The 13,495-nt window shown below is 42.2% G+C and carries 13 protein-coding genes and 1 pseudogene; 9 read left to right on the top strand and 5 right to left on the bottom strand.

Annotation, left to right across the window (positions count from 1 at the left end):
- Positions 1-90: 90 nt before the first annotated feature.
- Positions 91-552 carry a hypothetical protein gene (locus tag H6F42_RS07855; protein ID WP_190398805.1) on the bottom strand — a complete coding sequence of 154 codons (462 nt, stop codon included), beginning with the start codon at positions 550-552 and terminating at the stop codon, positions 91-93.
- 124 nt (positions 553-676) lie between these two features.
- Here H6F42_RS07855 and H6F42_RS07850 point away from each other — a divergent pair, with 124 nt between their 5' ends.
- The 4 genes from H6F42_RS07850 (at position 677) to H6F42_RS07835 (ending at position 4,163) form a co-directional block, all read left to right on the top strand.
- Positions 677-1,360 carry an isochorismatase family cysteine hydrolase gene (locus tag H6F42_RS07850; RefSeq protein ID WP_190398804.1) on the top strand — a complete coding sequence of 228 codons (684 nt, stop codon included), beginning with the start codon at positions 677-679 and terminating at the stop codon, positions 1,358-1,360.
- A gap of 34 nt (positions 1,361-1,394) precedes the next feature.
- Positions 1,395-3,035, top strand: a complete 1,641-nt coding sequence (locus H6F42_RS07845; RefSeq protein ID WP_242018370.1) for an ABC transporter ATP-binding protein — start codon at positions 1,395-1,397, stop codon at positions 3,033-3,035.
- A gap of 67 nt (positions 3,036-3,102) precedes the next feature.
- Positions 3,103-3,456: a cupin domain-containing protein gene (locus H6F42_RS07840; RefSeq protein ID WP_190398803.1), complete on the top strand. Its 354-nt coding sequence runs from the start codon at positions 3,103-3,105 to the stop codon at positions 3,454-3,456.
- A 20-nt stretch (positions 3,457-3,476) separates the two neighbouring features.
- Positions 3,477-4,163: an isochorismatase family cysteine hydrolase gene (locus H6F42_RS07835; RefSeq protein WP_190398802.1), complete on the top strand. Its 687-nt coding sequence runs from the start codon at positions 3,477-3,479 to the stop codon at positions 4,161-4,163.
- Positions 4,164-4,314: 151 nt separating this feature from the next.
- Here the strand turns inward: H6F42_RS07835 and ppk2 are convergent, their stop codons facing one another.
- The 4 genes from ppk2 to H6F42_RS07815 form a co-directional block, all read right to left on the bottom strand.
- Entirely contained in the window at positions 4,315-5,265 is a 951-nt protein-coding gene (ppk2, locus tag H6F42_RS07830) for a polyphosphate kinase 2 (RefSeq protein ID WP_242018369.1), read from the bottom strand.
- 129 nt (positions 5,266-5,394) lie between these two features.
- Complete coding sequence (locus H6F42_RS07825) at positions 5,395-6,741, bottom strand: UDP-glucose/GDP-mannose dehydrogenase family protein (protein WP_190398801.1); 1,347 nt, start codon at positions 6,739-6,741, stop codon at positions 5,395-5,397.
- 86 nt (positions 6,742-6,827) lie between these two features.
- Positions 6,828-7,769, bottom strand: coding sequence for a UDP-glucuronic acid decarboxylase family protein (locus H6F42_RS07820; protein ID WP_190398800.1), 942 nt, complete (start codon positions 7,767-7,769; stop codon positions 6,828-6,830).
- Positions 7,770-7,861: 92 nt separating this feature from the next.
- Positions 7,862-9,394 (bottom strand): polysaccharide biosynthesis/export family protein, encoded by a 1,533-nt coding sequence (locus tag H6F42_RS07815; RefSeq protein WP_190398799.1) that lies wholly within the window; start codon positions 9,392-9,394, stop codon positions 7,862-7,864.
- A 154-nt stretch (positions 9,395-9,548) separates the two neighbouring features.
- Between H6F42_RS07815 and H6F42_RS07810 the strand changes: the two genes are divergently transcribed.
- From H6F42_RS07810 to H6F42_RS07790, 5 genes and pseudogenes are all read left to right on the top strand, one after another.
- Positions 9,549-10,280, top strand: coding sequence for an HAD-IA family hydrolase (locus tag H6F42_RS07810; RefSeq protein WP_190398798.1), 732 nt, complete (start codon positions 9,549-9,551; stop codon positions 10,278-10,280).
- Positions 10,281-10,363: 83 nt separating this feature from the next.
- Complete coding sequence (locus H6F42_RS07805; RefSeq protein WP_190398797.1) at positions 10,364-11,014, top strand: riboflavin synthase; 651 nt, start codon at positions 10,364-10,366, stop codon at positions 11,012-11,014.
- A gap of 65 nt (positions 11,015-11,079) precedes the next feature.
- On the top strand, positions 11,080-12,345 hold the full coding sequence (locus H6F42_RS07800) for an acyltransferase (protein WP_190398796.1): 1,266 nt from the start codon (positions 11,080-11,082) through the stop codon (positions 12,343-12,345).
- 201 nt (positions 12,346-12,546) lie between these two features.
- Positions 12,547-12,996 (top strand): nucleoside-diphosphate kinase, encoded by a 450-nt coding sequence (gene ndk, locus H6F42_RS07795; RefSeq protein WP_190398795.1) that lies wholly within the window; start codon positions 12,547-12,549, stop codon positions 12,994-12,996.
- Between the two features lie 386 nt (positions 12,997-13,382).
- A pseudogene (locus tag H6F42_RS07790) lies at positions 13,383-13,495 on the top strand (photosystem II q(b) protein); the annotation flags it as partial.

Genomic DNA, 13,495 nt, shown 5'->3' with positions numbered 1-13,495 from the left:
GGATCAAAACTAAACTCAATCACTTTGCTCTCAAGTCTAAACTCTACTTCAATGCTATTAGGGCTAGTTTCTCTCAACTCCAAAAACTGGCTATTCCTTCCACGTAACATCAGTTAAATTTAGAAAATACTCTTTTGCAACTGAACTTGAAGATAATGCTATCAACAAGTCATCGGGAATAATTAAAGCTTCAACTGCATCAAGAATGTTCCAAGACCCATTACTTTGAGCGATCGCGATCGCTTTCAATCCTGCGCTTGTCATCAATCCCTTCTCAATAAGACTTGCAACTTTCTCTTTATTCACCTTAGACCAAACACTATTCGGCTTTCTCACACAAAAAAATTGCATATATTTTTCTGCATCAATAGACTTTACCTTGCTATCGATCCATCCAAAACAAAGCGCTTCGTCTACAGCATCACTGTAAGTTATGGAAGGTTTGCCACTGCCTTTTTTGTAATAGATTAACCAAACAGAACTTTCAATATCATGATTTCTTTCCAACCATTCTCGCCACTGTTTCCGATTTTCAGGATAAAAAGTGTTCATTTTTGTTTGGCAGATTAAAGCTGCGATCGCTATAAGTTTCTGAGTAACAGTCTGGGCTAACCAGATCCTCAACAATTAATACAAATCTACAACGCAATTTGTATTAATCTTAAAAAAATCGCTTATGCATATTAACTCCACGCCCTATCCTTACCCCTACAACGGCGATCTCAGACCCGAGAATACAGCTTTGATCATCATCGATATGCAGACAGACTTTTGCGGTGTCGGTGGCTATGTGGACAAAATGGGCTATGACCTCTCACTCACCCGCGCCCCCATCGAGCCAATTAAAAAAGTCCTGACCCTATTTCGTGAAAAAGGCTTTTTGATTATTCATACCCGCGAAGGACATCGTCCCGATTTATCAGATTTACCTGAAAACAAGCGCTGGCGATCGCAAAGAATTGGTGCAGGAATTGGCGATGATGGTCCCTGTGGCAAAATCTTAGTACGCGGTGAAAAGGGTTGGGATATCATTCCAGAGCTTTACCCGATCGCAGGTGAACCAATTATCGACAAGCCCGGAAAAGGCTCATTTTATGCCACCGATCTCGATCTGATTTTGAATCGTAATGGTATTAAAAATATTATTTTGTCAGGGATTACCACCGATGTTTGCGTCCATACGACCATGCGTGATGCCAATGATCGCGGCTATGAATGCCTGATGTTGTCAGACTGCACAGGTGCAACGGACTATGGCAACCACCTTGCAGCGCTAAAAATGATCGAAATGCAAGGCGGCGTGTTTGGTGCAGTCAGTGATTCTGAAACATTGACTACAGCAATCAAGCAAAATTTCTAGTCTAATTATGAAAATGTGCTAAGTGTACGCTGCTATGGAAAAACCGATGCCTGACGATCTCGAAAGCGATCTTGCTGCTAATCTGGTCGAAGAAGAATCTATGAAAGAGTCGATACCATCCTTGACTATTCCATCTAGTGTTTCCGCCGATACCCTGCGATCGCATCTACCCCCAGAACTGGAACTAATCAATATTTCCAAGAAATTTGGTTCCTTTGTCGCCGTAGATAACGTTTCGCTCAAGCTTGCTCCCGGAACTTTTCACGCCCTTCTCGGCGAAAATGGTGCAGGCAAAAGCACTTTGGTAAAGTGCATTATGGGATTCCATTCGGCAACCCATGGCGATATTTTGATTAACAAGCAATCGCGGGATATCAATAGCCCTCGTGATGCTTATAACTATGGTATCGGTATGGTGTATCAGCACTTCACCGTCGTACCCGCCATGACCGTAGCCGAAAATCTTCTACTAGTAAGACCCGACACTCCCAGCATCATCAATTGGAAAGAAGAATATGCCAAGCTAGAAGCATTCATGGCAGCATCTCCTTTTAAAATTGATTTAAATACTCCCATTTCTCAATTAGCGGCTGGGCAAAAGCAAAAGCTAGAAATTCTGAAACAGCTTTACCTCAAAAGCCGCATCCTCATTCTTGATGAGCCAACATCAGTTCTTACCCCTCAAGAAGCCGACGAAGTGTTAGGACTTTTGCGCGAAGAGGTCACGGCTGGGAGATTGAGCGTCCTGATGATCAGCCATAAATTCCGTGAAATTACTGCCTTTGCCGATAATGTCACCGTTTTGCGTAAGGGCAAGTTTGCGGGTACAGGTTCCACTAAAGAGCTATCGGTTGCGGATATGGCAGCGATGATGCTCGGAGAAGCCAAGGAAGCGCGTCAAGTTGCCAAAACGGAAGTATCTACCGATAATCTCGTCTTAGATGTGCAATCAATACATGCCGATCGCGACAATGGCTTAGAAGCAGTAAAGGGCGTTAATTTACAAATTAAGAGTGGTGAAATCGTTGGCATTGCTGGTGTATCTGGCAATGGACAAAGGGAATTTGTCGAGGTTCTCTCTGGTCAAAGGATTGCGAATTCAGGCAAAGTTTTTGTCAATGGCGAAGAATACACCGCCACTCGCAAAGAGATGTACAAGCATCAAGTTTTCTCACTCCCAGAGGAACCTCTCCGAAATGCTTGCGTTCCCCACATGAGCGTTGCCGAAAATCTAGCCCTACGAACTTTTGATCGCCCTCCCCAAGCTCAGAACGGCATCTTGTTGTTATTCAAGGCAATTCGCGAGACGGCTCAAAATTTAATCAAAGTCTTTTCCATCAAAACCCCTTCGCCTGAGACCCCTGTTGGTAACCTTTCAGGTGGGAATGTGCAACGGACAGTACTAGCGAGAGAACTCTCTGCCGACAGCATCAAGTTACTCATTGTGGCTAATCCAGTTTTTGGCTTAGACTTTGCGGCGGTGGAATACATTCACAATCAAATTGTGGAAGCGAGAAACCGAGGCGTAGCCGTTCTGCTCGTCAGTGAAGATTTAGACGAGATTCTGACCCTAAGCGATCGCATTTTAGTGATGAGTGATGGTCAATTCGTTTATGAAAGCACGAGTTCTGAAGCAAATCTCGCCGAAATCGGTCAGAAAATGGCAGGACATTAAGAACCTATAGGATTGTTTATTAGAGAGTAGCGCGATCTAATAAACAATTCTCATAAACTATAAAATAATGATAATCAATCAACAAGTTCGGATTTTTCCAGAATTACTAACGCGATCTAATTATGATGATTTCCCTTGGGAAGCATTCCGCGAGGGTGTAGAAATCTATCGGCTTTACAAAGATGATACTGGTGCTAGCGCAGCCTTACTGCGCTATGAGGCGGGTGCTAAGGTTCCCCATCATTCCCATTCAGGCTATGAACATATTTTTGTGCTATCAGGTTCACAATCAGATGCTCATGGCAAATACACTAAAGGCTCAGTGATCATCAATCCTCCTAATACCAGCCATCAAGTCCAAAGTGAAGAAGGCTGCATAGTTTTAATAGTTTGGGAAAGACCTGTAATTATTCATGAATAAACCCTATAAGGAGAGAACCCATGCCTTCGATCGCTGCCTATCCCTATGATTATGAACTACCTACAGATAGCAAATTAGCCCTTGTGATCATTGATATGCAAAGGGATTTTCTAGAGTATGGCGGTTTTGGTGATGCCCTCGGCAATGATGTTACTCAATTACAGAGCATTGTGCCGACTGTCAAAAAGCTATTAGAAACGTTCCGATCGCTAAATTTGCCCGTCATTCATACCATTGAAGCCCATACTGCCGATCTTTCTGACTGTCCACCCTCTAAGCTCAATCGAGGTAAAGGCGGTCTCAAAATTGGCGATCAAGGGGCAATGGGACGCATTCTCATTGCTGGAGAAGATGGAAATAACATCATTTCTGAATTGACTCCCTTAGACAATGAAATTGTGATTATCAAACCCGGAAAAGGAGCCTTCTGTCGGACTGATTTAGAAAGTATTTTACAAAAAGAGAATATTACCCATCTTCTCTTTACAGGTGTAACGACGGAAGTCTGCGTACAGACAACCATGCGCGAGGCAAACGATCGCGGCTATGAGTGTCTGATCATCGAAGATGGAACAGCCAGCTATTTCCCTGAATTTAAAACTTCAACTATTGAAATGCTTTGCGCTCAGGGTGGCATCATCGGTTGGTCAGCTAATTCTAAGCAAGTAATCGAAGCTCTCGTTCCCCAAGCAATGGCGATCGCCTAGTACTATCAAATAAAAAGAATGGCAAAGCCATTCTTTTTATTTGATAGTTGTTGCCATTCTTGTTAGGACAAAAAACCAGAAGAGAGTAGCGGCGCTTCGCGCCGCCACTCTCTTCTGGTTTTTGCTTTTGTCTTAACATAACTAGCTACTGCTATAAATCAACATTAGGAATAAAGTTTTGGAGCCGCATGGGTGGACGGACATAGTCCATTTCATGTTGGCGGGGTGGAAGCTCAATTTTTACAGGGGTTAAATCTTCGTAAGGAACTTGACTTAATAAATGAGAAATGCAATTAATGTGGGCTCTACGCTTATCGTCAGAATTGACAACATACCAAGGAGACTGCTTAATGTCTGTAGCATTAAACATGTCATCCTTGGCTTTAGAATATTCCACCCACTTTGCCCTTGCTTCTAAATCCATTGGACTAATTTTCCAACGCTTCAGTGGATTCTTAATCCTTTCTTGAAATCTCTTCTCTTGTTCTTCATCACTAACGGAGAACCAATACTTAACAAGGATGATTCCTGCGCGTTGTAGCATACATTCAAACTCAGGGCAAGAACGCAAAAACTCTACATACTCCTCATGGGTACAAAAGTTCATCACCCGTTCCACCCCAGCGCGGTTATACCAACTGCGATCAAACAACACAATTTCACCCGCCGCAGGCAGATGAGCCGCATAACGTTGAAAATACCACTGTGTTTTCTCGCGATCTGAAGGAGTTCCCAATGCCACAACCTTACAAACACGAGGATTCAAACATTCTGTAATTCTTTTGATTGTTCCGCCTTTGCCTGCGGCATCGCGTCCTTCAAAGAGAACAACTACTTTGAGTTTTTTATATTTTACCCATTCCTGTAGTTTTACTAGCTCAATGTGGCGTAAGTTAAGTTCTTTTTCATAGACTTGTCGGGATAGCTTCTCTGGCAAATCATTCGATGGAGGCTTTCCCGTAGTAGCCTTTTTCTCTTTTGGTGGTTTCTCTAACAAATCGTTAGATTTAGACTTTTTCTTACTAACTTTTTCTACTTTAGGTAGCTCAATCATCACACTATCTTGAGAGTCTTTGCCGTTGCTATTAACTTTCTTTGCCATGATTACCCACCATTTTTGTATGGTTACAAGCTGAACATATACCTACCTATATTATGGCTCAGCATCAAAAGATACACAAAAACGAAAGACCGAGCAAAGCTCGGTCTTTCGTTTTTTTTCGTTTTATAGCTAGCGCCCAATGCCAATGTACTTATAGCCCAAAGCTTCTAACGCTTTGCCATCAAGGAAATTACGAGCATCAATAATCACAGGATGAGCCATCAACGTTAGCATCTTGGCATAGTCAATTGTTAAAAATTCTTGCCAATCGGTCACCAATACCACCGCATCACAACCATCCGCAAGACGCTCTAAATCAGTTTCCACAATCACATTGGAAAAGCCTTGACGCAATCCCGACTGGGATACCAGAGGATCGTAAGCTTTGACCCGCGCACCTAAGCGGCTCAACTGATCGATCAAAGTAATCGACGGCGCATCCCGCATATCGTCCGTGTCAGGCTTAAAGGTCATCCCCAATAAGCCAATGGTTTTACCTTTTAAGATTTTGAGCGCTTGCTGCAATTTCTCAACTACCAGAGTGCGCTGAAGTTCATTCACGCGCACACAAGCCTTAAGAATCTCCGTGGAATATCCATAGTCCTCGGCGGTATAAATCAACGCGGAAACATCCTTACCAAAGCAAGAGCCGCCCCAGCCAATACCCGCTTGCAAGAATTTAGAACCAATACGCGAATCTAAACCAATACCTTTGGCTACTTCCTTAACATCAGCACCGACGCGATCGCAAATATTCGCGACTTCATTTACAAAGCTGATCTTGGTTGCTAAAAATGCATTAGCTGCATACTTAATCATTTCCGCCGAGTTCAAATCCGTGACCACTACTGGCACTGGTGGCAAGGTTTTGTCATCGGCAAAGGAACGATCAATAATTGGCTTATACAAATCCTGCATTAACTTTAGAGCGCGATCGCTGCCACTGCCAACCACAATGCGATCGGGATTGAAGGTATCGTAAACCGCCACTCCTTCGCGCAAGAACTCAGGATTACTGACCACATCAAACTGAATCTGATCAAGATTGCTTTTTCCTGCCATGCCGTCCAGCACGATCATTCTGACCCAATCACCAGACCCAATCGGCACTGTAGATTTATTAACGATAACCCGATATCCTTCAGTTAAGCTTTCTCCGATGCTTCTGGCGACCGCTTCGACATAGCGCATATCGCTACGACCATCGGGCAGAGAAGGTGTTCCCACTGCAATAAATAAAATCTCGCCATGCTTTACGCCCGAGGCAATATCCGTCGTAAACTCAATCTTACCTTGGCGAATTGACTCAGATATAACTTCAGGCAACCCCGGCTCATGAATCGGTGATTGCCCTGATTTCATGAGTTTAACCTTCTCCTCATTATTATCCACGCAAATCACATCATGACCAACGTAAGCAAGGCAAGCACCTGTTACTAAGCCAACATAACCTGTTCCAATGACACAGACACGCATATTTTAATCACTCATTCAATATTGTGCATTATTTATAATTCTCAACCTAGAAAATCAAGGGATTCCAAAACTAGCTAGATATTTAGTTAAGTACTTTGTGAAGCAATAAGTTCGCGGAAATAGGCGATCGTCTTGGAAAGCCCTTCTTCTAAAGGTACTTTTGGCTCCCATCCCAGATTAAACTTAGCTCTAGAGATGTCAGGTTGGCGACGCTGTGGATCATCCTGAGGCAAGGGCTTAAATACAAGTTCCGCAGTTGGATCAATTAGTCTTTGGATTGTTTGAGCCAATTGCAAAATTGTATACTCTTCGGGGTTTCCTAAATTGACAGGTCCAATGTAATTACCATTCATCAGCAACATTAAGCCTTGTACGAGATCGGATACATAGCAAAAGCTTCTTGTTTGCGAACCATCTCCATAAACCGTCAACGGAATGCCCTTAAGAGCTTGAACGACAAAATTGCTCACAACCCTGCCGTCATTCTCCAACATTCTCACCCCATGGGTGTTAAATATGCGGACAATTCTAACTTCCACACCAAAATGACGATGATAATCAAAGGATAAAGTTTCTGCAATCCGTTTCCCTTCGTCATAACAGCTACGGATTCCTGTACAGTTAACATTGCCCCAGTAATCTTCATTTTGGGGATGGATTAGCGGATCGCCATAAACCTCAGAAGTAGAAGCCAGTAGAAGTCTAGCACTACATTTTTTAGCTAATTCCAACATATTGAGAGTTCCCAAAAAGTTGGTTTTTGCTGTTTTAATGGGATCGGCTTGATAATGTACTGGCGAAGCGGGACAAGCAAGATGATAAATTTGGTCAACGTTCTCCATTTCAATGGGATTAACAATATCATGTTCAATAAATTGAAAGTCAGGATTGTCTATCCATTGAGCATTGTTAGATGTTCGTCCAGTGTAAAGATTATCAATACATACAACTGAGTGACCAGATTCCATCAACCGATCTACTAGGTGTGAGCCAATGAACCCAGCACCACCAGTAACTATAATTTTCATACTTATCTTGGAAAAAATTTTAAATACTCAGTAATTAAGACATTAAGTAAATTGGAAGATAGTTATTTTCCATTTACTTAATGTCTTAATTACTATTTTCTAAATACGTTGTTAATTAAGGAATAGGGATTGATAATATTGCCCAAAAACCTTGTTGTGGAGTTGAGAAGACTAGAACCAAAGGATGGACGTACTACAATCACATCGCGATCGCGTAATCCAGGATTTGATTCTTCGCTCATGGGCAAGTTCAAATCTGCAACAAGATTGCGTCGCATAATTGAGCCATCAGGATTAACGCGATATAGCTCAATGGCTCGCCAGTCAGCATCGTTAGTCAATCCACCCGCATAGGAAATAGCCTCTGTGAAAGAACTATTCGGTCTTAGCTGCAAAGCTCCGGGACGCACGGCTTCCCCAACTACCTGTACCGTGATTGCTGTAGGGGAGAAGGTGGCCTTGGCTACCTGTAAATACTCACTGGGGTTAGTTTTATCGAGACGAGGTACCGTAATTAAATCCCCGTCGGTCAAAATAATATCTTGACTGAGATCAGCTTTGGTAATTAAATCCAACAAATTGGCTTTAACAATTGTGCGTTGCCCTTTTTCATCTAAGCGGGAAATCTGGACATTGCGGATATCTGCGATTTCAGTTACGCCATTCGCCGATTGCAAAGCACGACTCAGGGTAACAGGTCCTCCACCTGAAGAAAGTCCCGCAGAAGTCGTCGCCCCAGATAATCCCGTAGGTAGAACCCCATTACGGGAGTAAACTAATGTCTGAGGACCCACACGGTTTACTTCGCCAACGATCGCCACTTGAATGGTAAAAGAGTCAGGTGAAAAAGTAGAATTGCTAACAACTCTACTTTGGGAGGCGCTAGCTTGGGAGAGGGGTGGTACGAGAATTGAGTCACCATCTAAAATACGTATATCTTGGCTAATATCACCTTTTTCTAATAAAGCCTGCAAATCAACTTTGATCGTCCGACGACCCGATGCTCCGTCACGCCGTGAAATCTGGATATTACTAATATCTGCTCGAGAGGTAATTCCAGAAGCGGATTCTAAAGCTCTGGTAAGAGTCGCTGCCCCGCTACCAGTACCTGCACCACTAGCTGTATAGTTTAAAAATCTTGGTCCTGGGCGATTGACTTCACCCACGATCGCAATGTTAAGAGGTCTCGGTGCAAGCAAAGAGACGTTAACGATATTCCGAACTAAGAAGGGGTTTAACTTTTCGCGAAGTAAAGCGTTAGCTTCATCTAATCCCAAACCTTCTAATTTAACAGCTCCGATTAGAGAGATATTAATAGTTCCATCTGGTGCAATTACCTGAGTACCTGATAATTCTGGTACGTTAAACACATCAATCTTGATCGAGTCACCAGCGCCCAGTGTGTAGCGAAATGTATCTTGAGAGTCGCTCACATTTAACGTAGGTGTTGACCCATTAAACTTTGTTAAAGGTTTAAGATTGGAATTTGATGGATCTGGCGATGATGGTGCTTGTGTTGAGGACGGGACAGATCTTTCAATTGTAGTTGTCTGTGCCCAACTAGGCAAAGGATAACAGGCTATTAATGCTAATAGAATTACTTTGCCAAATTGAGATATGTGCATAAAAAATACTCCTTAACCCAACCATCTACTCATTAGAAACTTATTACCTGTCATAATAATGGAGGATTTTAACCTGCATTAACTGTTTGTAAGGTTTGGCTGTCATTGTATCAGTACGCTTAATAGTTTACCCCAGTAATTTCCCTGAATTGTAATGCGATCGCCTCAGACTATCCCTAAGATTATTTATCTAGATGCAGTTGGTACTTTGTTTGGTGTAAAAGGCAGCGTAGGGGATCAATATGCCATAGTCGCGCAAGACTTTGGGGTTAGTTTGGACAGTGAGTTAATTAATCAATCCTTTTACAAGAGTTTCCAAGCAGCACCCCGAATGGCTTTCCCAAGTTTGCCCCAGTCTGACATCCCCGTTGCTGAGTATGAATGGTGGTACGCATTAGCAAAGCAAACCTTCGGACAAACAGGGGATTTAACAAAATTCGAGAATTTTGACGTTTTCTTTCAAAGCCTATACGCCTATTTCGCTACGGATAAGCCTTGGTTTGTTTACGAAGACACAAAATTCGCTCTAGATACATGGAAAAAACAGGGAATTATTTTAGGTTTGTTATCAAACTTTGACAGCCGCCTGTATTCTGTAGTCAAAACTTTGGAATTAGAGACTTATTTTGATTCGATCACTATATCTACAGAGGCGGGATCAGCCAAACCTGATCGGAAAATTTTTGAAACGGCTCTAAAAAAGCATTCCCTCCAGCATTCTCCCGATTTGGCTTGGCACATTGGCGATAGTTTTAGTGAAGATTACCAAGGAGCTATATCTTTAGGAATTAATGCTTTTTGGCTAAATCGCGATCGCGCCATTTCCAACGATCCCCAAAAGCAAGCAGCACAAAGTATTAACAAGTTAACTGATTTACTAGGTTAATTCCTTCACTAGTTAAGGATGGGCGGCGCAAAGTGTAGCCCATTCTAATCGTAAATAAATCCTTTCCTTCAGCACTACCCACAATGTTTACAGGACTAGTTCAAACTATCGGTGTCATTGAACAGCGCGATCACGATCGCCTCAGGATCTATTGTCCTGATCTGATTGCCCAAATAGCGATCGGTGATAGTGTGGCCGTAAATGGTGTGTGTTTAACTGCTACGCACCTCTCATCTACAGGCTTTACCGCCGATGTATCTCCCGAAACTTTAGGTCGCACTAACTTTGGCGATCGCCGTTTGAAATACGTCAACCTCGAAACTGCATTGGCAGTAGGCGACAAAATTGGCGGGCATTTTGTATCGGGACATATCGACGGGATGGGAAAATTAAGCGATTACGCCCTAGTCGGAAATTCTTGGGAACTAGGCTTTGAGGCTAATCCTGAAGTAGCCCGTTACATCGTCTTTAAAGGCAGTATTGCCATCAATGGAATTAGCCTCACCGTCTCCTATTGCAATGAATCGGGTACAAATTTTCGAGTTGCGGTCATTCCCCACACGTACGAAAATACGACTTTAAAAAATTTAGATATTGGTAATTCCGTACATCTAGAAGGCGATTTGCTAGGAAAATACGTGGAAAAATTTCTTAGAGTGGCGAATAATACAGAGTTGCCACAGCCTAAATCCGTAATTACTCCAGAATTTTTGATGGAACATGGATGGGGGTAAATCTCTCAAACCATTTAGGATTGCTATAGATATTTGTAATAAATCCTTAGTGATTATTGAGCCTAATGCAAAATCAAATTTTAGATGCTGCTGATTTGCGCGATCGCTTTGCTCCGACGGTTGAGATACAAGCTGAAGGTCGCAAAGCCTATGACTATACTTTAGAAGGCTTACGCGGACTTGCGGCGATCTGGGTTGCTTACTCTCATATATTTTTCTATGAGTTTAAGCTTGATCCCGCTTACCATCCTGCCTTTGCCTTCGGTTCCTTTTTTAACGCAGCGCATGGCGGCATTTTAATTTTCTTTGCTTTATCTGGTTATGTAATTGGACTTACTAATCAATTGCCCTTTTCCAAATCCAATGTCATTCGTTATTTATTAAGAAGATTTATTCGCTTATATCCAATCTATATAATTGCCATTATTTTAGGCGTGCTGGCTTCGCCAACGGATTCATGGAAAACGATTGTTGGTAATTTATTTTTCTTGCAAGGTGGCGTGACAGCATTGTTATCTGGAAACGGGGTTCTCTGGACTTTGCATTATGAAATTGTTTACTACATATTTTTCTTAGGTATTTGGTATTTTCGCCCCAAAGTCATGCCATTAATGGTTGGCTCTCTGGTGATTGCCTGTTTATCGCCTTGGATTACTGGGTTTCCGCCCATCATTTCAGGTTATGCCGCAGGCTGGGTATTCTGGTTATTTGGATTATGGCTTGCTTGGAAAAAGACCAGCTCTGAAGCTTTTACGAAATTTCCAGTTTTTACTTATATCTTGCTCTTTATTGCGACAGACAAGCTAATCATCGGCAAAACCTTACTAACTAACATGGGTTTTACAGGAATAGCCCTTGCAGAAATTAGTATTACTGATTTCGTATACTTTCCTCTCTGCGCTTTGCTGTTTTCGGCTCTCACCAAACGACAGATTCCTTATTTACGTTTGCTTGGCGCGATCGCGATCGCCTTGCCCCTATTTCAAACCAGCTATCTTTTAGTAACTAACCAGCTTTTTAAAGTTGAGGCTTGGGTAATTGCTGTAGTGCAAATGCTCATGGGCTTTGGGCTGTGGGGCTGGAAAACTAGTCCCAATATATTTTCAAAGCTGACTTTTTTTGGCAGTATCTCCTACGGTATTTATGTTTTACATATGCCCCTGCTAAATTTTATAAATAAAATTTCCACTTTTAGCGGTTCACCCGTCAGTTTTATAATTCGTCTTCTTATCTGGATGGCTCTAACCATTGGTATTGCTTATTTGTTGGAACTCAAAATGCAACCTATGATCAAGCAATGGTTTCAGAAAAATGTCCTTAATCACATTTAAGCAGATGGGGACAACTAAATATAAAACCTTAACAAGCTATGGCGCACGCTGCGCGTGCGCCATAGTCCAGCCACGTAGAACGACTTTAGGAAAGGTAAATAGGTCAACTTTATTTTATTTGCGTTCCTTAAAATGAAATAATGCTTTCTGTAAACTTCTTTACAATTGCTTAATACTTTTAGTAAAACTTTCACAGAGATCATGGAACGTACTTTTTTGGCAGTTAAGCCCGATGGCGTACAACGTCACCTAGTTGGAGAAATTATCCGTCGCTACGAATCCAAGGGCTTTAAGCTCGTCGGACTAAAACTATTGCAACCCACACGCGAATTAGCCGAAAAGCATTATGCAGTCCACAAAGAAAGACCATTCTTTGCTGGTCTAGTCGATTTTATTACCTCAGGGCCCGTAGTCGCTATGGTCTGGGAAGGCGATGGTGTAGTAGCCTCTGCTCGTAAAATTATCGGAGCAACAAATCCTCTAACAGCCGAACCTGGAACCATTCGTGGTGATTACGGGGCAAATATTGGACGCAATATCATTCATGGTTCCGATGCGATCGAAACCGCCCAAACTGAAATTAACCTGTGGTTTAATGCCGAAGAACTAGTTGAATGGTCTCCTAGCCTAACTTCTTGGATTTACGAGTAGTATTCAGTCAGCACATAAACCCCAATAGATAAATGCGGTGCTTTGCACTGCATTTATCTATTGGGGTTTACTTTTTTCTCCCTAACTTTTGCATGGCTGTATCACCAGTTTCTATAGCAAATCAAGAGTTAGCCAGTACAAGCCAAAACCCAAAAAGCAAGTTGCGGCGCGAAGCGCCGCAACTTGCTTTTTGGGTTTTATGTCCTAAGCAAAACTTACATTGCTATATGAGATAAGGTTGAGCACTCTTTTTTGTCAATGATGGTTAGGGATCGGAAATCAATACTCTATAAAAAGGATTATTGACAAAACTTAACAATTTGATATATTTGTAAATGTAAGCGCAAGCTTGCATAAGAAATTAAGTTTTAAACCACAACACAAAAATGACCACAGCAGTACAAAGACGCGAAAGCGCTTCGATCTGGGATCAGTTTTGCAACTGGATCACCAGCACCAACAACCGTCTATACATCGGATGGTTCGGCGTATTGATGAT

The sequence above is a fragment of the Pseudanabaena sp. FACHB-1998 genome (assembly GCF_014696355.1).
Taxonomy (GTDB): Bacteria; Cyanobacteriota; Cyanobacteriia; order Pseudanabaenales; family Pseudanabaenaceae; genus Pseudanabaena.
Note: the sequence above shows the minus strand (reverse complement) of the source record. Positions and strands in the feature narration are given on the sequence as shown.

Coding starts and splice junctions, on each gene's coding strand:
- H6F42_RS07855 (WP_190398805.1), bottom strand. CDS start 552: ATGAACACTTTTTATCCTGAAAATCGGAAACAGTGGCGAGAATGGTTG.
- H6F42_RS07850 (WP_190398804.1), top strand. CDS start 677: ATGCATATTAACTCCACGCCCTATCCTTACCCCTACAACGGCGATCTC.
- H6F42_RS07845 (WP_242018370.1), top strand. CDS start 1,395: ATGGAAAAACCGATGCCTGACGATCTCGAAAGCGATCTTGCTGCTAAT.
- H6F42_RS07840 (WP_190398803.1), top strand. CDS start 3,103: ATGATAATCAATCAACAAGTTCGGATTTTTCCAGAATTACTAACGCGA.
- H6F42_RS07835 (WP_190398802.1), top strand. CDS start 3,477: ATGCCTTCGATCGCTGCCTATCCCTATGATTATGAACTACCTACAGAT.
- ppk2 (WP_242018369.1), bottom strand. CDS start 5,265: ATGGCAAAGAAAGTTAATAGCAACGGCAAAGACTCTCAAGATAGTGTG.
- H6F42_RS07825 (WP_190398801.1), bottom strand. CDS start 6,741: ATGCGTGTCTGTGTCATTGGAACAGGTTATGTTGGCTTAGTAACAGGT.
- H6F42_RS07820 (WP_190398800.1), bottom strand. CDS start 7,769: ATGAAAATTATAGTTACTGGTGGTGCTGGGTTCATTGGCTCACACCTA.
- H6F42_RS07815 (WP_190398799.1), bottom strand. CDS start 9,394: ATGCACATATCTCAATTTGGCAAAGTAATTCTATTAGCATTAATAGCC.
- H6F42_RS07810 (WP_190398798.1), top strand. CDS start 9,549: ATGCGATCGCCTCAGACTATCCCTAAGATTATTTATCTAGATGCAGTT.
- H6F42_RS07805 (WP_190398797.1), top strand. CDS start 10,364: ATGTTTACAGGACTAGTTCAAACTATCGGTGTCATTGAACAGCGCGAT.
- H6F42_RS07800 (WP_190398796.1), top strand. CDS start 11,080: ATGCAAAATCAAATTTTAGATGCTGCTGATTTGCGCGATCGCTTTGCT.
- ndk (WP_190398795.1), top strand. CDS start 12,547: ATGGAACGTACTTTTTTGGCAGTTAAGCCCGATGGCGTACAACGTCAC.